Here is a 19,146-nt window from a genome sequence, read left to right as displayed (position 1 = left end):
AGCTTCACCACCGGCTTGACCACGAAGTTGACCAGGCCGAAGATCAGCGCGACCACGATCAGGGTCAGTACCTTGCGGCCGGTGCTGCCGCCGGTCAGCGTGATGTCGTGGAGCAGCCAGATGGCCACGGCCAGCGCACCCGCGTTGGCGATCGTCTTGACTACGAAATTCTTCATGTGTCTGATCGTGGCAGACATGATCGGTGGCGGACACCGGCTGGACAGAGGCAAGGGGCGGACGGGCCATGAAGGCATTCAGACTGGACGAACTGGAGATAAGCACCGTCGTTGGCGGCCCGTTCCGCCTCCAGTTCGTCCGCGAACGGAACATGTCTGTCGGTCTGTACGCACTGGACGCCGGTGAACTCGACCCACAGCAGCCGCACCAGCAGGACGAGGTCTACCTCGTCGTCAGCGGGCGCGCTTCGATCACCGTGGGCATGGAAACGACGCAGGTGGGCAGAGGAAGTGTCGTGTACGTACCTGCCGGCACCGCCCACAAGTTCCATCACATCACGGAGGACCTGCGCGTGATGGTGGTCTTCTCGCCGCCCGAGGGCTGAGCCCACGCGACGCTGCCCGAGGGCTGAGCCGCACGCGACGAGGGCAGGGCCGCACCGGCCCGGGGGCAGGGCCGCGTCTCGGGGATCCCTAGGGGATCGATCAGGGGAGTTCAAGGGATCGCGGCCCCCTCAGCCGGCCGCGACACCTCTAGCATCGAAGCAGGAACTCACAGAGACGAGGTAGGGACGATGGCGGTGCGGGAGATATTCGCGGGAATGCCCTGGTGGGTGAAGTGGATCGCGGTGCCCGTCATCGCGATCGTCGTGTTCGGCAGCCTGATCGCCAGCATCGTCGGCTTCGTGGTCGGTCTGCTGTTCAAGGTCCTGCTCTTCGTGGTCCTGATCGGTGGGCTCGTGTTCGTCGTGCGGAAGTTCATGTCGTCCTCCTCGGGAGGCGGCTGGTAACCGCACGAGCGGCCGGGCGATTAGCCCAGCTGAGCTAAGCGGAAGGCGAAACGGCACTCGGCCCGGATGCTCCCGATACAGTGGCAGTCCGCTGCCGCCACCTGGGAAAACACCGTCAGTCGCCACCCTGACCAGTGGTTTGTACGGCATCCGGCCTTCTGGACCCCAGGCCTGCGGCAGATCTGTGGGGGCGGCCCCCACAGGCGGGCTGACCGCCCGTCACCATGCCTGGGGGTGACCGTTGACCACGGCATCGAGTACCGCCGTTCCGACGCTGATCGGATCGGTGCAGCGGGCGCTGAGGCTGCTGGAGGCTGTGGGTACCCATCGCGACGGGGCGCCGGCCAAACAGCTCGCACGGGAAGCGGGTCTTCCGCTTCCCACCGCCTACCACCTGCTGCGCACGCTGACCCATGAGGGATATCTGCGCCGGGAGAACGGCGTCTTCCTCTTCGGCGCCGCCGCGGAGCGGCTGGTGGACGACGGAGCGCTGCAGAATCGTCGCAGCAGAATGACCCAGTCCCTGGGGCGGTGGCGGGACATCATCGGAGCCCCGGTGTACTGCGCCGTCTACCGCGACGGCGAGATCGAGCTCGTCGCGGTCGCGGACACCCCGGCGGCGCCGGCGGTGGAGGAGTGGGCGGCGTTCGGTGAGACGGGGCATGCCCACGCGATCGGCCAGTGCCTGCTGAGCCAGCTCGACGAGCAGGCCCGCGAGGATCATGTGGACCGGCATCCCGTGCGCCCGCTGACGCGCTACTCCGTGCGCGATCGGCCGGCACTTCTTGAGCGGTTGCGGTCGATCGAGCGTACGAAACCTGTCGTCGAACGACAGGAGTACGCGCTCGGAACGGTCTGCGCGGCCATCCCGATCGCGGCCGGATTCACGGCCGCCGCGATGGCCATTTCGGTCCCTCTCGACCAGGAAGAACGGTTGCTCCCCGCAGTCGAACGACTACGTGGCGAAGTGGCCAGCCTCTTGCGTTCGTTCGTGTTCTCTATCAGTATCTGAAAAATCACTCCTTGTGATCTGCTATCGCGTGCACCACGATGGCGTCAATAGGGCCATGGGGGATCATTCCTGGCCAGATTCATCTACTGCGGGGTTGAACGATGCGCGAGTCGGTTCAAGCTGAGGTCATGATGAGCTTCCTCGTCTCCGAGGAGCTCTCTTTCCGTATCCCGGTGGAGCTCCGGTACGAAGTGTGCGATCCGTACGCGATCCGGATGACCTTCCATCTGCCCGGCGATGCCCCCGTCACCTGGGCTTTTGGCCGCGAGCTGCTGCTCGACGGTCTCAACAGCCCCAGTGGTGACGGCGATGTGCACATCGGGCCGACCGAGCCCGAAGGGCTGTCCGACGTCCACATCCGGCTCCAGGTGGGGGCTGACCGTGCGCTCTTCCGGGCCGGTACGGCGCCCCTCGTGGCGTTCCTCGACCGGACGGACAAGCTCGTGCCGCTCGGGCAGGAGTGCACGCTGGGTGACTTCGAGGGCAATCTGGAAGAGGCACTGGGGCGAATTCTGGCCGAGGAACAGAACGCGGGCTGACCACGGCCGTGTCCCTGGCCTGCATGGCGGTCGAACAGCACACCTGCCGAACGGGTGAATCGCTCTCCGTGACCGGACACTCAGGACTTCGCCCGACGGCGGCGTCCCCTGCCGCTCCGTACGAGGGCCGGAGTTTCGGTATCCGGGGCGGGCCCGGTGCGGTCGGCGGAGACGACCAGTGCGGCGAGCGCGGTGGTCACGGGCACCGAGGCGACCAGTCCGATCGAGCCGATCAGAGTGCGCACGATCTCCTCCGCCACCAGTTCGCTGTTGGCCACGGTCCCCACGCTGCTCTGCGCGATCGAGAACAGCAGCAGCAAAGGAAGTGCGGCGCCCGCATAGGCGAGGACCAGGGTGTTGACCACCGAGGCGATGTGGTCGCGGCCGATCCTGATCCCCGCCCGGTAGAGCTGCTTCGCACTCATCGTCGGGTCCGCCTGGTGCAGTTCCCAGACCGCCGAGGTCTGGGTGACCGTCACGTCGTCGAGTACCCCGAGGGAACCGATGATGACGCCGGCCAGCAGCAGCCCGCTCATGTCGATGTGCGGATACAGGCCGTGGATGAGGCCGGTGTTGTCGTCGGTGTTCCCGCTCAGACTCGCCCAGCCGATGAAGAGCGAGCCGAGCAGCCCGATCAGCAGCAGTGAGATCAGGGTGCCGATGACGGCGACCGAGGTGCGGGCCGTCAGCCCGTGGCAGATGTAGAGCGCGATCAGCATGATGGCGCTCGCCCCGACGACCGCCACGACCAGCGGGTTCGATCCCTGCAGGATGGCCGGAAGGATGAACAGCGTCAGGACGGCGAAGGACAGGGCGAGCGCCACCAGGGCCATCACCCCGCGCATTCTGCCCACGGCGACCACCACCAGCGCGAAGATCCCGGCCAGCAGCATCAGCGGGAACTTCCGGTTCACGTCCGTCACGGAGTACTGGAGGTCATGGGGAGCGTCGGGGGCGTACGCGACGACCACCCCCTGTCCCTCCCGTAGTTGCCGTGGTGCGCCGGGCTGGACGACCTCGACGAACTTCCGGCCCTTGTCCTGACCGCTCGTGATCTCGACGGTGGCTTTCCCGCAGAGGCCGGCCCCGTCGTCCCCCTCGGTCCTTTCACCGGCGGGCGGCGTGGTCCCGCCGCTGACGGGCAGCTGGGAGGCGTTCAGGTCCTTGCAGTCGACCCGGTCGACGTTCACCACCTTTCCTTGCTGGGTCTGTCGGTCGAATCCGACACCGGTGCGCTCGTGCGCCGGCGCACCACCGGGCCAGAGGACCACGAGGCCGACGGCGACCGCGGCCGCGAACGGGATCAGCACGGCGGCGATCACCTTGCGCAGATGGCCGGAGACGGGGGCGGCGGGGCCGTGGCTGTGGGAGTGCCCGTGCTGATGGCCCTGCGGTTCGGGGTCGTTATGGGGGGACGTCACCGGCCGATCATCGCAAGAAGAGAAGGGCCCTCTGTTCAGTTCGCCGGCAAGGGCGCTAGCGTGGTGGCACCTTTGCACACGCGGGAGCTCGGAGCACCGGGCTGAGAGGGCGCTGATCTCCGTACGTCCGTACGGGACACGCTGCGCCGACCGCCGAACCTGTTACCGGGTAATGCCGGCGTAGGGAGTAGGTCTCATGACCACATCGGACACACGCATGCCTGCCTCGAACCGGAGCGACGAGGCCGGGAAGTCCATCGGCTGGCACAAGGGTTATGTCCAGGGCTCACGTCCGGACCTTCGGGTGCCGGTCCGTCAGGTGCATCTCACCAACGGCGACGACGTGACGCTGTACGACACGTCGGGGCCGTACACCGACCCCACCACCGAGACCGACGTCCGTCGCGGACTGGCACCTCTGCGGGAGAACTGGATCATCTCCCGCGGCGACACCGAGGAGTACACGGGACGTCCCGGACGCCCCGAGGACGACGGGCTCAAGCACACCTCACCGCGCGGCGGGCTGCGCAACCTGGACGCCGTCTTCCCCGGCCGCCCCCGCCAGCCGCGACGCAGCCGCAACGGCCGCCCCGTCACCCAGCTCGCGTACGCCCGCCGGGGCGAGGTCACACCCGAGATGGAGTACGTGGCGATCCGGGAGAACGTCGATCCGGAGGTGGTGCGCGAGGAGATCGCCGCCGGCCGGGCCGTACTGCCGGCGAACGTGAACCATCCGGAGATCGAGCCGATGATCATCGGCAAGCGGTTCCTGGTGAAGGTGAACGCCAACATCGGCAACTCCGCGGTCTCGTCCTCCATTGAGGAGGAGGTGGACAAGATGACCTGGGCGACCAAGTGGGGCGCCGATACCGTCATGGATCTGTCCACCGGCCGCAACATCCACACCACCCGTGAGTGGGTTCTTCGCAACTCCCCCGTGCCGATCGGCACCGTGCCGCTCTACCAGGCACTGGAGAAGGTCGACGGCAGGGCCGAGGAGCTGACCTGGGAGGTCTACAAGGACACGGTCATCGAGCAGGCCGAGCAAGGTGTCGACTACATGACGGTGCACGCAGGCGTACGCCTGCCGTACGTACCGCTGACGGCCCGCCGCAAGACCGGCATCGTCTCCCGGGGCGGCTCGATCATGGCGGCGTGGTGCCTCGCGCACCACAAGGAGTCGTTCCTCTACGAGAACTTCGAGGAGCTCTGCGAGATCCTCGCCTCGTACGACGTGACCTACTCCCTGGGCGACGGGCTGCGCCCCGGGTCGATCGCGGACGCCAACGACGAGGCCCAGTTCGCCGAGCTGCGTACGCTCGGCGAACTGAACACCATCGCCAAGCGGTTCGGGGTCCAGACCATGATCGAGGGGCCGGGCCACGTCCCGATGCACAAGATCAAGGAGAACATCGACCTCCAGCAGGAGATCTGCGAGGAGGCGCCGTTCTACACGCTCGGCCCGCTGACGACCGATGTGGCGCCCGCGTACGACCACATCACCTCGGGCATCGGCGCCGCGATGATCGCCTGGTGGGGGACGGCGATGCTCTGCTACGTGACACCCAAGGAGCACCTCGGCCTGCCCAACCGGGACGATGTGAAGACCGGGGTCATCACGTACAAGATCGCGGCCCATGCGGCGGACCTCGCCAAGGGGCACCCGGGGGCGCAGGAATGGGACGACGCGCTGTCGGACGCCCGGTTCGAGTTCCGCTGGGAGGACCAGTTCAATCTGGCCCTCGACCCGGACACGGCGCGGGAGTTCCACGACGAGACACTGCCCGCCGAGCCGGCGAAGACGGCGCACTTCTGCTCGATGTGCGGACCGAAGTTCTGCTCGATGAAGATCTCCCAGAAGATCCGTGACGAGCACGGTGACGGGGCCACGGCCGTCCCCACCGAGTTCGACGCGGAGGCGCTGGCCGGCATGGCGGTGAAGTCCGAGGAGTTCGCCGCCCGGGGCAACCGGGTGTACCTCCCGCTGACGGACTGACGGACTGACGGACTGACGGACTGACGCGCGGCTGAACAGTCGCTGTTCCGGGCGGGCCCGGCCCGCCCGGAACAGCGCTCGAGAGCCTGGATGAGGAACCCGACGGCGCGTCAAGATGTGTTCATGGCAAACGAATCGGTCACCCCGCGCACCATCGCCGACCGCCACCTCGATCAGGTGGCCGCACACGATCCGATGACCTCCGCATGGCTGGGCCTGAACCCGGGCGACGACCGGCAGCCGGACCTCTCCCCGGACGGTTTCGAGGCCCACGCCGAGCTGGCCCGGCGCAGTCTCGCCGCGCTCGACGCCGCTCCTGTGCCCGACGACCGCGCCGAACTGGCGTGCGCCCGGCTGCTGCGGGAACGGCTGACCGCCGAACTCGCGATGCACGACACCGGCGAGAACTACCGACAGCTGCGCACGGTGGGCGCGCACGTCGATCAGGTGCGTTCGATCTTCACCCTGATGCCCACGACCACGGACGAGGACTGGGCGGCAGTGGCCGGCCGCCTGCGCCACCTTCCCGAGGCCCTGGACGGCTACCGGCGCACCCTCACCGAGGGCATATCCCGCGGCCTGCTCGCCGCGCCCCGGCAGGTCGCCGGCGTGATCGGCCAGCTCGCCGACTGGACCGGGGAGTCCGCCGGACGGGGCGCGGACAGGGGTGCGGGCTGGTTCGCCGGTTTCGTCGCGGACGGCACCGAGCGGATGCGGCCCGAGCTGGACGCCGCCGCCCTCCGGGCCACCGGCGCCGTCTCCGCATTCCGTGAGTGGCTGCGCGACACCTACCTCCCCGCTGCGGCGGGCACTCCTGACGCGGTGGGCCGGGAGCGCTATCTGCGGGCCGCCCGGCACAACACCGGCGCCGAACTCGACCTGGACGAGGCCTACAGCTGGGCCTGGGACGAGTTCCACCGGACGCTCGCCGAGATGCGCGTCGAAGCCGAACGCGTCCTGCCCGGCGCCGGCCTCCTGGAGACCATGCACCACCTGGAGGAGCACGGCCACGCGGTCAAGGGCGATGAGGCCGCCCGCGACTGGTTGCAGCAGCTGATGGACGAGGCGGTCAGCGCGCTCGACGGCAGCCACTTCGACCTCTCCGGTCCGCTCGCCAAGGTCGAGTCCCGCATCGCGCCGGCCGGCAGCGCCTCCGGGCCCTACTACCAGGGACCGAGCCTCGACTTCAGCCGGCCGGGACGTACCTTCCTACCCGCCCTGGAGCAGGGCACCTACCCGACCTGGCAGCTCGTCAGCATCTGGTACCACGAGGGCGTCCCCGGCCATCACCTCCAGTTCGCCCAGTGGGTCACGGTCGCCGACGGCCTCAGCCGCTACCAGGTCACCGAGGGCATCGTCAGCGCCAACATCGAAGGCTGGGCGCTGTATGCCGAACGCTTCATGGACGACCTGGGCTGCTTCGCCGACCCCGCGCGCCGGCTCGGCTTCCTGGACGGGCAGATGCTGCGCACCATCCGGGTGATCGTCGACATCGGCATGCACCTCGGACTCGCCGTCCCCGCCGACTCGGGCTTCCACCCGGGCGAACGCTGGACGGGCGCCCTCGCGGCGGAGTTCATGGCCACCTACAACGGCAGCCCGGCTGCCCGCCGTGACGCGGAGATCGACCGCTACCTTGGCTGGCCCGGCCAGGCCATCGGCTACAAGCTCGGCGAACGCGCCTGGTTGCGGGGCCGGGCGGAGGCGAAGCGGCGCCATGGTGCGGCCTTCGACCTCAAGGCGTGGCACATGAAGGCACTGTCCCAGGGCTCGTTGGGGCTCGATGACCTGGTCGGCAGTCTGGCGGCGCTGTAGATCCGGAAACGGGCGGAGCCGACGCCCCGGAGATCTGTCCCGCATCCCCCGGGGGACGGGTCCCGAGGCGCGGATGTGCGGGGAACCGGCCCATGCGCGCGAATGTGCGGGGACCGGTCCCGGCGCGCTGAGCTTCGGGGGCCGGTCCCGGCGCGCTGAGCTCCCGAGCACCGGAGCCGGTCATTCCAGTTCGTGCTCGGGTCCGCCGAAGTCGGGGCTGGTGAAGTCCGGGCTCGTGAACGTGGGGCGGGGTGCGGCGGCCGGGCCGCCGTCCGGGCTGGTGAAGTCGGGCCTGCTGTAGCCGATCTTCGGGATGCGGTTGGGCGAGCGAAGCGGGATGCGCGCGGCCGGTGCGGCCCCGGGATCGGCGAGGGCGTCCCGCAGGAACGGCAGGATGCCGCGCTCCAGCAGGGCGTGGCGCCAGGCCTCTCTGGCACGGGCCACGTCCTCCGGGAACTCCTCGCCGTGCTCCTCGGCGGCCACCGATGTCGAGCCGTTGCGCAGAGCCGTGACCAGCAGGCCGACGGCGGCGACGAGGATGGCGGCCGCCGTCGCCGCCGCGAAGAACCAGCCCGCGCCGACCATGGTGCGCGCGAAGGCGGGGGGCGGGTCGAGCGCCTTGAGGATGTACCCGATGAGCAGGAAGATCACCGCGGCGGTGCCTGCGAGCACCGGTGCCAGGACGGTGATGACGACGCCCACGCCGGCGCCCGACTGCCGGGCGCCGTGCGCGCCGGTGTCGGGCTCGCCGTCCTCGTCCGTTCCGGCGGCCGCGCGGATCTCCTCGCGGGCCTTCACGTAGTGCTCGTACTCGGTGGCCGCCGCGGCGGTGATCAGCGCGGTGGCCGCCATCGCCATGGTGCGCAGCTGCACCGGATTGAGCCGTTCACCGACAGCGGCCAGATCCGGTCGTTCATGGGCGTGACGCAGTGCGTCGTCGAGGATCCGCTCGTACTCGGGCCGGTCCTCGGTCAGCAGGTGCGGAGCGCTGTTCATGTGCATCCCCCGATGCTCCGTAGGGCCTGTGTGCCCGCGCGAAACCGGGCAGTCGGGCGGAAACGGAGGAGAGCCTGCTACTGATACGCCGATGGTAGAGCGCCCACGGCACGGGGTGACAGGGGGTTTCCGGAAATAGGCCCAGTGGTGCGCGTGTTCAGGTCGGGGAGCGTCTTCCCCGAAGAACGTCAGTCATGCAGCGGGAGCTGAACGACCAGTAGCTTTCCGGCCATGGTCACTCCGCCGTCCATGGCGATGGCGAGCCCGTCCGCGTACACGTGCGGACCGTCCACCAGCGGTCCGGACCTGTCCTCACCGTCCTCGGATCCGACCTCGCCGAGAAGGTAGGGAATGGGGCTGTGACCATGGACGACGCGTCGGCCGCCGTAGGCAGCCATGAGCTCCTGCACGGCCTGCGGACCCGACTCGTCACGGAAGGCGAACCGCTTGGTCAGCTTGCGGAAGAGGTCCCAGCACTCATCGGCGTCGTTCCGCGTGAGAATGGCGTGCACCGTGTCGTTGACGTCCTCGATGGTGGAGCCGTATTCGAGGTATGCCGTCGTGTCCGAGTGCATCAGGAGGTGCTCGTCCTCCTCGACGACGGCGTCGAGCCGGGACATCCACTGGAGGTGGACGTCCTGGAGTCGTTCCATGTCCGTCTTCTGGCCGCCGTTGAGCAGCCAGGCGGCCTGGAAGGTCGCGGTGCCCGCGCCGGAGTTGACGGGGGTGTCGCCGAAGCGCTTGGCGCCGATGAGGAGCAGCTCGTGGTTGCCCATCAGGGCCTTGCAGTAGCCGCCGGCGGCCGCGGCCTCGGCGGAGAGCCGCATCACGAGGTCGATGACGCCGATTCCGTCGGGTCCCCGGTCGGTGAAGTCGCCGAGGAACCAGAGCCGCGCGTTGCCCGCGGACCAGTTGCCCTCGGAGTCGATGAGGTCCTGCTCGGTGAGGGCGGCGAGGAGCTCGTCGAGGTAGCCGTGGACGTCACCGACGACGTACAGCGGGCCGAGCCCCGAATCCTGCGCGGGACGCGGCTCGGGCACGGCCCGTACCTGGACGGTGTCCTCGCGGCTGATCACGGGGAGGTCGCGCGCGGTCGGCGTGTACCCCTCCGGCGGCTCGCCCCCCGGGAATCCGTTGCCCGGGTGCGGTGGGGCGGGCGGCGCAGGGGACTGCGCATAGGGCGGTACGCGGAAGTCGCGCAACGTCGCCGTCCGCACCACGGGTTCCTGACCGGCCCCCTGTGTCATCCGACCCCTCCACCACCGTCGCGCCGCCGTACACCTGACGGGCCCTGCTGGTCGGGGTGGTCCGCGGTGTCGTGCGCCCATCATAGGAATGAGGATCGTGCTCTGTGACGCACCAGGGGTGGTGAATCCACGCGCACGCCAGGTTCGTCGGTCGATTGGTCCCAATTCGCCTGATCAATCCCTTGCCGGGGAGCGCGGCGGACTGACCGTGGTGCGTGGTGGACGGCGTTGCGAGGAGGTCCGGACGATGAGTTCCGTAGGTATGACCTGCTCCACCGGTCCGTCCTGGTCGACGCCTTCGATGGCGTCGATGAGCAGCTGGACGACCGCGGTGCCGATGCGGCGCGGCTTGAGCGAGAGCGTCGTGATGGGTGGCTCGGTCGTCGCGTACACGGTGGACTCGCTGCAGCAGACCAGCAGCAGGTCCTCCGGGACGCGCAGACCGTACCGGCGGGCGGCCGCCAGCAGATCGGTGCCGTTGGGGTCGAAGAGGCCGTAGACGGCGTCGGGGCGGTCCGGGCGGGCCAGCAGGCGGTCGGCTGCCACCGCGCCCGCACACGGGTCGTGGGCGGGGTAGGACTCGTACACCGGGTCCTGGCCCACGCGCTCGCACCAGTGGAGGTACGCGGTGGTCGAGAGCCGTGTGTACGTGTCGGTGGTGGTGCCGGTGAGCAGCCCGATGCGGCGCGCTCCGGCGGCGGCGAGATGGTCGAGGAGGTCGAGGACGGCGGCCCGGTGGTCGTTGTCCACCCAGGCGGTGACCGGAAGGGTCCCGGCCGGCCGGCCGTCGGACACGACGGGCAGCCCCTGGCGCACGAGTTCGGTGACGACCGGGTCCTGGTCGGAGGGATCGATGACGACGGTGCCGTCGAGCGCGACGTTCGACCAGACGTCGTGGCGCGAGGTGGCGGGGAGGATGACGAGGGCGTAGCCGCGGGCGAGTGCGGCGGAGGTGGCGGCCCGGGCCATCTCGGCGAAGTACGCGAATTCGGTGAAGGTGAAAGGTTCATCCCCGTAGGTCGTCACGGTCAGGCCGATGAGGCCGGACTTTCCGGTACGGAGGGTTCGGGCCGCGGCGGACGGGCGGTAGCCCAGACGCTCGGCGACCTCGCGGACATGGCGGCGGGTGGCGTCCGGGAGCCTGCCCTTGCCGTTGAGCGCGTCGGAGACGGTCGTGATGGAGACCCCGGCGGCGGCGGCCACGTCCCGGATTCCTGCTCGTCCCTGCCGGCCGCCGCGCCGGGGGGTCTCCGTCCGGCTCACCTGGTGCTTCCCTGCTGCTGTCATGGCGAGCCGATAGTAGGGCTCGGGCGGGTACTTGGCCCGGTCGCATATGCACTCGTTGACAGGCACGTTTCTGCATGGTCATCAACGGCCAAGCACCTTGATAATCAAGGGTGTTATGGGGCCGGCCCATCATGTGTCACGCATCGGGCCGGATGGGCCTGGCGATAGGTGGATGTCTCGAAGAGGTCTCAACTCACCTCTTCGGGGGACGCGCGCCACGGAGTGAGCCACCGGCGCGCGCCACGGCGCGGAGCGCTCCCCCTCATTCCGGGGCTCATCCGGCGAATCCACGGTCAGCCATTCGCAGCGGCGCCCAATCCTCATAAGGTGAGCAGTATTGATGTGTACGGACGGTCGAGGAGGACCTGCGGTGAGCGAGACGAGCCCCAAGCTGCGTGCCGAACTGGATGGCGTTCCCGCATATGTGCCGGGCAAGCCGGCCGCGGCGGACGGACCGGTCGCCTTCAAGTTGTCCTCCAACGAGAACCCGTATCCGCCGCTGCCCGGGGTGATGGAGTCCGCGCTGGCCGCGGCCGGCCACTTCAACCGGTACCCGGACATGGCCTGCACCGCGCTGATGAACGAGCTGTCCGACCGGTTCGGTGTGCCGCTCGCGCACCTGGCCACCGGCACCGGTTCGGTCGGCGTGGCCCAGCAGCTGCTGCAGGCGACCTCGGGCCCGGGTGACGAGGTCATCTACGCCTGGCGTTCCTTTGAGGCGTACCCGATCATCACCCAGGTCAGCGGTGCCACGTCGGTGAAGGTGCCGCTGACCGACGGCGAGGTGCACGACCTGGACGCGATGGCGGACGCGATCACCGACCGGACCCGGATGATCTTCGTCTGCAACCCGAACAACCCGACCGGCACCGTCGTGCGCCGGGCGGAGCTCGAGCGGTTCCTGGACCGGGTGCCGGGCGATGTGCTCGTGGTGCTCGACGAGGCGTACAAGGAGTTCATCCGCGACCCCGAGGTTCCCGACGGCATCGAGATCTACCGCGAGCGGCCCAATGTGGCGGTGCTGCGGACGTTCTCCAAGGCTTACGGCCTGGCGGGACTGCGGGTCGGCTTCGCCGTGGCCCATGAGCCGGTGGCGGCCGCGCTGCGCAAGACGGCGGTGCCCTTCGGTGTCAGCCAGCTCGCCCAGGACGCGGCGGTGGCTTCACTCCGGGCCGAGGACGAACTCCTGGGCCGGGTGGGCTCCTTGGTGTGCGAGCGGCAGAGGGTGCACGAGGCGCTGGTGCGACAGGGGTGGACGGTGCCCGAATCCCAGGCGAATTTCGTCTGGCTGCGCCTGGGGGACCGTACCGCCGACTTCGCCGCGGTCTGCGAGAAGGCCGGTGTGGTGGTCAGGCCGTTCGCGGGCGAGGGGGTGCGGGTCTCGATCGGCGAGGACGAGGCGAACGACCTGTTCGTGAAGGTCGCGGAGTCGTACCGCAAGGAGCTGTAGCGCCACGCGCTCCGGCCGGCGGCCCCGTATCTCGTGCGCGAGGTGCGGGGCCGTTCGCGTAGGGGGACGCGGTCCGGGGAATGTCTCCTTCGGGGGGAATGATCGCTACGTCCCGGAGGGGTACCCCGGTCGCATCCCCCGAATGCCTGTGCGTCATAATTGCTTGTGAATGTGAACGCGTTCACAAGCGTGTCCTGTTTCCTCCCGTGATCGGTTGGATTTACAGGACAAACTGCCGGTGTATCGGCGGCGACGTAAGGAGAAGACGACGTGGAGCTGGCTCTGGCGCCGGAGACCCTGGCGCGATGGCAGTTCGGAACGACGACCGTCTACCACTTCCTGTTCGTTCCTCTGACGATCTCTCTCGCGGCGCTCACCGCCGGCCTGCAGACCGCCTGGGTGCGGACCAACAAGGAGAAGTACCTCAGGGCCACCAAGTTCTGGGGCAAGCTCTTCCTGATCAACATCGCGATGGGTGTCGTCACGGGCATCGTCCAGGAGTTCCAGTTCGGAATGAACTGGTCCGACTACTCACGATTCGTCGGTGACATCTTCGGCGCCCCGCTCGCGTTCGAGGCGCTGATCGCGTTCTTCTTCGAGTCCACGTTCATCGGTCTGTGGATCTTCGGCTGGGACAAGCTGCCCAAGAAGATCCATCTCGCCTGCATCTGGATGGTCTCGATCGGCACCATCCTCTCCGCGTACTTCATCCTGGCTGCCAACTCCTGGATGCAGCACCCGGTCGGCTACCGCATCAACAAGGAACGCGGACGCGCCGAGCTCACCGACTTCTGGCACGTGCTCACGCAGAACACCGCGCTCGCCCAGTTCTTCCACACCATCACGGCGGCCTTCCTGGTCGGCGGCGCGTTCATGGTCGGCATCGCCGCCTTCCACCTCGCGCGCAAGAAGCACATCCCGGTGATGCGGACCTCGCTGCGGCTGGGCCTGATCACCATCGTGATCTCCGGGCTGCTCACCGCCGTCAGCGGAGACCAGCTCGGCAAGGTGATGTTCAAGCAGCAGCCGATGAAGATGGCGGCGGCCGAGGCACTGTGGGACGGGCAGAACTCCGCGCCCTTCTCGATCTTCGCGTACGGAGACGTCAGCAAGGGCCACAACTCCGTCGAGATCTCGATCCCCGGGATACTGTCCTTCCTCGCCGACGACGACTTCAACTCGTACGTCCCCGGCATCAACGACATCAACAAGGCCGAGCAGGAGCGGTTCGGGCCCGGCGACTACCGGCCCAACATCCCCGTCGCCTTCTGGAGCTTCCGGTGGATGATCGGCTTCGGCATGGCGTCCTTCGGCCTCGGGATCCTCGGCCTGTGGCTGACCCGGAAGAAGTTCATGCTGCCGCCGGGGATGCGCACCGGTGAGGACGAGGTGCCGCATCTGGTCCTGTTCAAGAACAAGGCGCTCAGCCCGAAGCTCGCCAAGTGCTACTGGATCGTCGCGCTCTGGACGCTGCTCTTCCCGCTGATCGCCAACTCCTGGGGCTGGATCTTCACCGAGATGGGGCGGCAGCCCTGGGTCGTCTACGGGGTCCTGCAGACCCGTGACGCGGTCTCCCCCGGCGTCTCGCAGGGCGAGGTCCTCACTTCGATGATCCTGTTCACGGTGCTGTACGCCGTGCTCGCCGTGATCGAGGTCAAGCTGCTCGTGAAGTACATCAAGGCCGGACCGCCGGAGCTGACCGACGCCGACCTCAACCCGCCCACCAGGATCGGCGGCGACCACGACGACGCCGACCGGCCCATGGCCTTCTCCTACTGAGAGCACAGGGAGCCGAGAGATGGAACTCCACGACGTCTGGTTCGTGCTCATCGCCGTTCTCTGGACCGGCTACTTCTTCCTGGAGGGATTCGACTTCGGGATCGGTGTCCTGACCAAGCTGCTGGCGCGGGACCGCAAGGAACGGCGGGTCCTGATCAATACGATCGGGCCCGTCTGGGACGGCAACGAGGTCTGGCTGCTCAGCGCCGGCGGAGCGACCTTCGCCGCGTTTCCCGAGTGGTACGCCACGCTGTTCTCCGGGTTCTACCTGCCGCTGCTGATCATCCTGCTCTGCCTGATCGTGCGGGGGGTCGCCTTCGAATACCGGGCGAAGCGGCCCGAGGCGAAGTGGCAGACCAACTGGGAGCACGCGATCTTCTGGACCTCGCTGATCCCGGCCCTGCTCTGGGGCGTCGCCTTCGGCAACATCGTCCGCGGCGTGAAGATCGACGCGGACATGGAGTACGTGGGCAACTTCTGGGACCTGCTCAACCCGTACGCGATCCTCGGCGGACTGGTCACGCTCTTCCTCTTCACCTTCCACGGAGCGGTGTTCGCCGGACTCAAGACGGTCGGGGACATCCGCGCCCGGGCGCGCAGGCTGGCGCTGAAGCTGGGGGCGGCCACCGCCGTGCTCGCTCTCGGGTTTCTGATCTGGACCCAGGCAGACCACGGGGACGGCTGGAGCCTGATCGCGATGCTCGTCGCCGTGGTGGCCCTGGTCGCGGCGATCGGCACCGTCGCGGCCGGGCGCGAGGGCTGGTCCTTCGCCTTCTCCGGGGTGACCATCGCGGCCGCGGTCGCCATGTTGTTCCTGACGCTCTTCCCGAACGTCATGCCGTCCTCGCTGAACGACGCCTGGAGCCTCACGGTCACCAACGCCTCGTCCAGTCCGTACACGCTGAAGATCATGACCTGGTGTGCGGGGATCGCCACCCCTGTCGTGCTGCTCTACCAGGGCTGGACGTACTGGGTGTTCCGCAAGCGGATCGGTACGCAGCACATCGCCGACGCGCACTGAACGCAGTGAGTGCCTTGACCGAGCCGAGCCCCGTGGGGTGTTTCACGTGAAACCGATCGATCCGCGTCTGCTCCACCACGCCCGTGCCACCCGCCTGTTCCTGGCCGCAGTGGTGGTACTCGGAGTGGCCGGAGCGGCGCTGGTCATCGCCCAGGCCATGCTCGTCGCCGAAGTGGTGGTGGGCGGCTTCGAGGACGGGCTCACGGGCGGGGGCCTGCGTACTCCGCTCCTGCTGCTCGCCGCGGTCGCGCTCGGCCGGGCCCTGGTCGCGTGGCTCACCGAACTGGCCGCCTACCGGGCCGGCGCGGCCGTCAAGTCCGAGCTGCGCGGGCGCCTTCTCGCCCGGGCAGCAGAGCTGGGACCGGACTGGCTCAGCGGGCAGCGCACCGGCTCACTGGTGGCTCTCGCCACACGGGGAATCGACGCGCTCGACGACTACTTCGCGCGCTACCTGCCGCAGCTCGGACTCGCGGTCGTGGTTCCGGTGGCCGTGCTGGCCAGAGTCGTCACCGAGGACTGGGTCTCGGCCGCGATCATCGTCGTCACGCTGCCGCTCATCCCGCTCTTCATGATCCTGATCGGCTGGGCCACCCAGTCGCGGATGGACCGCCAGTGGCGCCTGCTCTCCCGGCTCTCGGGGCACTTCCTCGACGTGGTCGCGGGGCTGCCGACGCTGAAGGTCTTCGGCCGGGCCAAGGCCCAGGCCGAGTCCATCCGCACCATCACCTCGCAGTACCGGCAGGCCACGCTGAAGACCCTGCGGATCGCGTTCCTGTCGTCCTTCGCCCTGGAACTCCTGGCGACGCTCTCGGTGGCGCTCGTCGCGGTCACCATCGGCATGCGGCTCGTGCACGGGGAGCTCGACCTCTACACCGGTCTGGTCGTGCTGATCCTCGCCCCCGAGGCCTACCTGCCGATCCGGCAGGTAGGCGCGCAGTACCACGCGGCAGCCGAGGGACTGTCCGCCGCGGAGGAGATCTTCGCCGTCCTGGAGACCGAGCCGCGCACGTCCGGTACGCGAAACGTCCCCGGCTCGCTGCGGCTGGAAGTGGAAGAAGTGACCGTCCGGCACGCCGGGCGCACCGAACCCTCGCTCGCCGCGGCCTCACTGGTGGTGGACGAGGGGGAGACCGTGGCGCTGGTCGGCCCGAGCGGCGTCGGCAAGTCCACCCTCCTGAACGTGGTGCTGGGCTTCGTGGCTCCCGACGAGGGCCGGGTACGGGTCGGCGGAACCGATCTGGCGGCCCTCTCCCCCGAGCGCTGGCGCGAGCGGATCGCCTGGGTGCCGCAGCGCCCGCACCTCTTCGCGGGCAGCATCGCGGAGAACGTCCGGCTGGCCAGGCCGGAGGCGGACGACAGCGCCGTGACGGCCGCGCTGCGCGAGGCCGGGGCGTACGACTTCGTGGCCGCGCTGCCGGACGGCGCCGGCACGCTCCTCGGCGAGGACGGCGCGGGACTCTCCGCCGGACAGCGCCAGCGGCTCGCACTCGCCCGTGCGTTCCTCGCCGACCGGCCGGTCCTGCTGCTCGACGAACCGACCGCGAGCCTGGACGGCGAGACGGAGGCGGGCATCGTCGAGGCGGTACGACGGCTGGCGGTGGGCCGGACGGTGCTGCTGGTCGTCCACCGGCCGGCGCTTCTGTCCGTGGCAGACCGAGTGGTGACACTGACACCTGCCGGGGTGGTCCCACCGGCGTCGGCTGAGCGGGCGGGGGCACGGACGGCCGCTGTGGTGCCGGAGCCGGTGGAGGCCCGGGCAGCGGTCGTCGCGGCCGATACGCCGAAGGAATCCAGCGCGCTGCGGGACACGACGGCGTGGACCGGGCACGTGCTCGCCCGGGTGAGGGAGGCCGCCGGAGCACAGCGCGGCCGGCTGCTGCTGGCTCTGCTGCTGGGAAGCCTCGCGCTGGGCTCGGCCGTCGGCCTCATGGCCGTTTCCGGCTGGCTGATCTCCCGTGCCTCCGAGCAGCCCCCGGTGCTCTATCTCATGGTGGCGGTGACGGCGACCCGCGCGTTCGGCATCGGGCGGGCGGTCTTCCGCTACGCCGAGCGCCTCGTCTCGCACGACGCCGTGCTCCGGATGCTCGCGGAACTCCGCGTGGGCGTCTACCGGAGCCTGGAACGCATCGCGCCCGCGGGCCTGCGCCGGACCAGGCGGGGAGACCTGCTCTCACGGCTGGTCGCCGATGTGGACGCCCTCCAGGACTACTGGCTGCGATGGCTGCTGCCCGCCTGTACCGCGGTCGTCGTGGGCGCGGGTGCCGCCGGTTTCACCGCGTGGTTGCTGCCCGAGGCAGGCGCCGTGCTGGCTGCCGGACTGCTGCTGGCGGGGGTCGGGGTTCCGCTCGTCAGCGGGGCCTGTGCCCGGCACGCGGAGCGCCGCCTGGCGCCCGCACGGGCGGATCTGGCCACCGGGATCACCGATCTGCTCGGCGGGACCGCCGAACTGACCGTCGCCGGCGCGCTTCCGGCCCGCCTGGCCCGGACCCGGGAGGCCGACGGAGTGCTGACCCGGATCGCCGCCCGGGCGGCTACGGCCACCGCGCTCGGTGGCGGACTCGGCGCCCTGATCGCCGGCCTCACCGTGGTCGCCGCCGCTCTCGTCGCCCTTCCCGCAGTGGCTGACGGCCGGCTGGCCGGGGTGGAACTCGCCGTGGTCGTCCTCACCCCGCTGGCCGCCTTCGAAGCCGTGACCGGTCTGCCGCTCGCCGTGCAGTACCGGCAGCGGGTCAAGCGGAGTGCGGAGCGGGTCTTCGAGGTGCTGGACGCCCCGGTGCCGGTACGGGAACCCGCAGTACCCGCCGAGGCTCCCGCGTCGCCGTTCCCGCTGGAGGTAAGGGGCCTGTCGGCCCGTTACGCGGGATCCGGGCACGATGCGCTGGACTCCTTCGACCTCACGTTGGAGGCGGGCCGGCGCATCGCGGTCGTGGGCCGGTCCGGTTCCGGGAAGACCACGCTGGCCCAGGTCCTGCTCCGCTTCCTGGACGCGCGGACGGGCACGTACCGGATCGGCGGGGTGGATGCGTCCGCGCTGGAGGGGGACACGGTCCGGCGGTTCGTCGGCCTCTGTGCGCAGGACGCCCACGTCTTCGACAGTTCCATCCGGGAGAACCTGCGGCTGGCCCGTACCGGCGCGACGGACGCGGAACTGCGCGACGCCCTCGGCCGGGCCAGACTGCTCGACTGGGCGCTGGCGCTGCCGGACGGTCTGGACACGCTCGTCGGTGAGCACGGCGCCCGCCTCTCCGGCGGTCAGCGCCAGCGGCTCGCCCTGGCCCGGGCGCTGCTCGCGGACTTCCCCGTGCTGGTCCTGGACGAGCCGGCCGAGCATCTCGACCTGCCGACGGCCGATGTGCTGACAGCGGACCTGCTGGCGGCGACCCAGGGGCGTACGACCGTCCTGATCACCCACCGGCTCGAAGGGCTGGACGCCGTGGACGAGGTGGTGGTCCTGGAGGAGGGCGTCGCCGTACAGCGGGGTCCGTACAGCGCCCTCGCAACGGTGGACGGGCCGCTGAGCCGGATGCTGAAGCGCGAGCAGGAGACGACGGCCGGCTCCGGCGAGCCGGTGGGCGCGCGCGTCTGAGAGGCGTGGGCCGCCGCCGCTCTCGACTTT

15 protein-coding genes are annotated in these 19,146 nt (G+C 69.4%); 10 read left to right on the top strand and 5 right to left on the bottom strand.

Annotation, left to right across the window (positions count from 1 at the left end):
- Positions 1–176: phage holin family protein (locus EAO72_RS44140; RefSeq protein ID WP_148022046.1), on the bottom strand; the 176-nt coding region annotated here is incomplete at its 3' end.
- 68 nt (positions 177–244) lie between these two features.
- Here EAO72_RS44140 and EAO72_RS26000 point away from each other — a divergent pair.
- From EAO72_RS26000 to EAO72_RS25985, 4 genes are all read left to right on the top strand, one after another.
- Positions 245–562: a cupin domain-containing protein gene (locus EAO72_RS26000; RefSeq protein WP_148019620.1), complete on the top strand. Its 318-nt coding sequence runs from the start codon at positions 245–247 to the stop codon at positions 560–562.
- Between the two features lie 195 nt (positions 563–757).
- Positions 758–967 (top strand): DUF5326 family protein, encoded by a 210-nt coding sequence (locus tag EAO72_RS25995; RefSeq protein WP_148022045.1) that lies wholly within the window; start codon positions 758–760, stop codon positions 965–967.
- A gap of 241 nt (positions 968–1,208) precedes the next feature.
- On the top strand, positions 1,209–1,979 hold the full coding sequence (locus tag EAO72_RS25990; RefSeq protein WP_187285214.1) for an IclR family transcriptional regulator: 771 nt from the start codon (positions 1,209–1,211) through the stop codon (positions 1,977–1,979).
- 101 nt (positions 1,980–2,080) lie between these two features.
- On the top strand, positions 2,081–2,518 hold the full coding sequence (locus EAO72_RS25985; protein ID WP_114245561.1) for an SsgA family sporulation/cell division regulator: 438 nt from the start codon (positions 2,081–2,083) through the stop codon (positions 2,516–2,518).
- A gap of 80 nt (positions 2,519–2,598) precedes the next feature.
- Here the strand turns inward: EAO72_RS25985 and EAO72_RS25980 are convergent, their stop codons facing one another.
- Positions 2,599–3,939 carry a YibE/F family protein gene (locus tag EAO72_RS25980; RefSeq protein ID WP_148019619.1) on the bottom strand — a complete coding sequence of 447 codons (1,341 nt, stop codon included), beginning with the start codon at positions 3,937–3,939 and terminating at the stop codon, positions 2,599–2,601.
- Between the two features lie 196 nt (positions 3,940–4,135).
- On the opposite strand from EAO72_RS25980, the gene thiC reads away from it, so the two are divergent.
- Both thiC and EAO72_RS25970 read left to right on the top strand, forming a co-directional pair.
- Positions 4,136–5,935: a phosphomethylpyrimidine synthase ThiC gene (gene thiC, locus EAO72_RS25975; protein WP_148019618.1), complete on the top strand. Its 1,800-nt coding sequence runs from the start codon at positions 4,136–4,138 to the stop codon at positions 5,933–5,935.
- Between the two features lie 123 nt (positions 5,936–6,058).
- Entirely contained in the window at positions 6,059–7,750 is a 1,692-nt protein-coding gene (locus tag EAO72_RS25970) for a DUF885 domain-containing protein (protein ID WP_148019617.1), read from the top strand.
- Between the two features lie 180 nt (positions 7,751–7,930).
- Here EAO72_RS25970 and EAO72_RS25965 read toward each other — a convergent pair whose 3' ends face one another.
- The 3 genes from EAO72_RS25965 to EAO72_RS25955 all read right to left on the bottom strand — a co-directional run bounded on the left by EAO72_RS25965 (position 7,931) and on the right by EAO72_RS25955 (position 11,280).
- Positions 7,931–8,752 (bottom strand): hypothetical protein, encoded by an 822-nt coding sequence (locus EAO72_RS25965; protein ID WP_148019616.1) that lies wholly within the window; start codon positions 8,750–8,752, stop codon positions 7,931–7,933.
- A gap of 182 nt (positions 8,753–8,934) precedes the next feature.
- The gene (locus EAO72_RS25960; protein ID WP_148019615.1) at positions 8,935–9,993 is read right to left on the bottom strand and encodes a metallophosphoesterase; all 1,059 of its coding nucleotides are present in this window, start codon (positions 9,991–9,993) and stop codon (positions 8,935–8,937) included.
- 174 nt (positions 9,994–10,167) lie between these two features.
- Entirely contained in the window at positions 10,168–11,280 is a 1,113-nt protein-coding gene (locus EAO72_RS25955) for a LacI family DNA-binding transcriptional regulator (protein WP_148019614.1), read from the bottom strand.
- A gap of 370 nt (positions 11,281–11,650) precedes the next feature.
- On the opposite strand from EAO72_RS25955, the gene hisC reads away from it, so the two are divergent.
- From hisC to cydD, 4 genes are all read left to right on the top strand, one after another.
- The gene (hisC, locus tag EAO72_RS25950; protein WP_148019613.1) at positions 11,651–12,730 is read left to right on the top strand and encodes a histidinol-phosphate transaminase; all 1,080 of its coding nucleotides are present in this window, start codon (positions 11,651–11,653) and stop codon (positions 12,728–12,730) included.
- Positions 12,731–13,000: 270 nt separating this feature from the next.
- Positions 13,001–14,509: a cytochrome ubiquinol oxidase subunit I gene (locus tag EAO72_RS25945; RefSeq protein ID WP_148019612.1), complete on the top strand. Its 1,509-nt coding sequence runs from the start codon at positions 13,001–13,003 to the stop codon at positions 14,507–14,509.
- A 19-nt stretch (positions 14,510–14,528) separates the two neighbouring features.
- Complete coding sequence (gene cydB, locus EAO72_RS25940) at positions 14,529–15,530, top strand: cytochrome d ubiquinol oxidase subunit II (protein ID WP_148019611.1); 1,002 nt, start codon at positions 14,529–14,531, stop codon at positions 15,528–15,530.
- A 46-nt stretch (positions 15,531–15,576) separates the two neighbouring features.
- Positions 15,577–19,116 (top strand): thiol reductant ABC exporter subunit CydD, encoded by a 3,540-nt coding sequence (cydD, locus tag EAO72_RS25935; RefSeq protein WP_148019610.1) that lies wholly within the window; start codon positions 15,577–15,579, stop codon positions 19,114–19,116.
- Positions 19,117–19,146 lie beyond the last annotated feature (30 nt).

The organism is Streptomyces sp. OR43, assembly GCF_008042275.1.
Classification (GTDB): Bacteria; Actinomycetota; Actinomycetes; order Streptomycetales; family Streptomycetaceae; genus Streptomyces.
This window is presented reverse-complemented; position numbering and strand designations above follow the sequence as displayed.

Excerpts from the sequence above, each read along its gene's own strand:
- EAO72_RS26000 (WP_148019620.1), top strand. The coding sequence starts at position 245 with ATGAAGGCATTCAGACTGGACGAACTGGAGATAAGCACCGTCGTTGGC.
- EAO72_RS25985 (WP_114245561.1), top strand. The coding sequence starts at position 2,081 with ATGCGCGAGTCGGTTCAAGCTGAGGTCATGATGAGCTTCCTCGTCTCC.
- thiC (WP_148019618.1), top strand. The coding sequence starts at position 4,136 with ATGACCACATCGGACACACGCATGCCTGCCTCGAACCGGAGCGACGAG.
- EAO72_RS25970 (WP_148019617.1), top strand. The coding sequence starts at position 6,059 with ATGGCAAACGAATCGGTCACCCCGCGCACCATCGCCGACCGCCACCTC.
- EAO72_RS25965 (WP_148019616.1), bottom strand. The coding sequence starts at position 8,752 with ATGCACATGAACAGCGCTCCGCACCTGCTGACCGAGGACCGGCCCGAG.
- EAO72_RS25960 (WP_148019615.1), bottom strand. The coding sequence starts at position 9,993 with ATGACACAGGGGGCCGGTCAGGAACCCGTGGTGCGGACGGCGACGTTG.
- EAO72_RS25955 (WP_148019614.1), bottom strand. The coding sequence starts at position 11,280 with ATGACAGCAGCAGGGAAGCACCAGGTGAGCCGGACGGAGACCCCCCGG.
- cydB (WP_148019611.1), top strand. The coding sequence starts at position 14,529 with ATGGAACTCCACGACGTCTGGTTCGTGCTCATCGCCGTTCTCTGGACC.